Below are 1,364 nucleotides of genomic sequence, written 5' to 3'. Positions count from 1 at the left end.
CCAGCGCCGTCGCCGCGAGAACCCTGCCGAAGTCGCGCTGCGCTACGCCGTCGAGATATGCGGCGACGGCGTTCTCCGGCGTGCTGAAGATCGGGCCCTCTTGGGGAATCGCGGGCGATACGAAGAGGAGTGCCAAGACGGGCATGAAGACCACGAGTACTCTGCGCAACACAGCCTCCAGAGAAACCTGGCGACAAGGAACGCCCAGAAGCGAGGGCGCGTCTTGACGAGGCGCAATTTCCATCTGGCGACGCCGACCTCGCTTGTCCTTGGCCGAACGGAATGGGCTGTTCATGCGGGACATGGTCACGGGCAGCCTCCTCAGGCGGATGTCGAGGGCAGGGCGGGCGCGAAGCAGACACGCAGCCTCGCCGCGGTGCGGCCGAGGAACAGCCCGGACAGGGCGGCGGTCGCGAACAGCGTGCCCAGCTGCCAGGCCGGGTTGGCGTGGAGCACGGGATCGATGGCGGCAACGACGTTGGTGAGGTAGCGGAGGACGAGCACCAGCGCGAGCTGGACGAGCGTCCACCATTCGCCGCGCAGCCGGAGCCTGCCGCCGGGCAGGCGGCGGATGGCACCGGCCGGCTCGAGCCGCCAGCCCGCCGCGCCGCCGGCGGCAAGGCCGACGAGTATCACGGGCATCGTGCCGAGGCCGGCGCCGATGACGCTCGAGACCGCGAGCACCGTCACGACCGCCGGCAGGATCAGCACCCGCCAGAGCGGCAGGGTAACGTCACGCGTGCGCCGAAGGCCGAGGACCAGCAGCAGCGCATAGAGCCCCCAGACCCAGACCGGCGTGTGGGCGATCACGGTGGCGACGGAGTGCAGCGAGGCGCTCATCAGCGCCTCGCCGCTGCGCCATGGGTGGCGCCCGAAGTGCGGGAAACCCCGGCCATGGCGCCGGCGACCTGCAGCACGACGCTGCCCCGCTTGCGGCCGGTGTCGACATAGCGGTGACCCTCGACGATCTGGTCGAGCGGGTAGGTGCGGTCGACGACCGGCGCGAGCCCACCCTCGCGGTAGAGGCGGACGGCGAACTCCACATCCGCCGGGCCGGGCGTGAAGGCGATCGGGAGGACGCGCTTGCCCGAGCGGCGGCTGTGGCCTTTGGCCCCGAGCAGGGCCTTGAGGTCGACGATCACCTGAAGCAGCGTGCCGCCGGGCTTGAGGACCCGGTCGACACGCTCGAACGGGGCGTTGCCGACGCAGTCGAAGATGACGTCGTAGGTCTCGTCTCGCGCCGCGAAGTCCTCCGCGCGGTAGTCGATGACCCGGTCGGCGCCGAGCCGACGCACGAGTTCGGCATTGCCGGCGCTGGTCACCGCGGTGACGCGCGCACCGAAGTGCCTCGCCACCTGCACGGA

The 1,364-nt window shown here is 70.8% G+C and carries 2 protein-coding genes and 1 pseudogene; all 3 read right to left on the bottom strand.

What is annotated here, in order from left to right; all coding sequences use genetic code 11:
• A pseudogene (locus tag ACE3TU_RS16085) lies at positions 1 to 310 on the bottom strand (hypothetical protein); the annotation flags it as partial.
• A gap of 11 nt (positions 311 to 321) precedes the next feature.
• On the bottom strand, positions 322 to 840 hold the full coding sequence (locus tag ACE3TU_RS16080; RefSeq protein WP_374625989.1) for a hypothetical protein: 519 nt from the start codon (positions 838 to 840) through the stop codon (positions 322 to 324).
• On the bottom strand, positions 840 to 1,364 hold a 525-nt coding region (locus ACE3TU_RS16075; protein ID WP_374625987.1), incomplete at its 5' end, for a zinc-binding dehydrogenase. The genes ACE3TU_RS16080 and ACE3TU_RS16075, both read right to left, overlap by 1 nt.

This window comes from Devosia sp. (assembly GCF_041917035.1).
Classification (GTDB): Bacteria; Pseudomonadota; Alphaproteobacteria; order Rhizobiales; family Devosiaceae; genus Devosia_A.
Note: the sequence above shows the minus strand (reverse complement) of the source record. Positions and strands in the feature narration are given on the sequence as shown.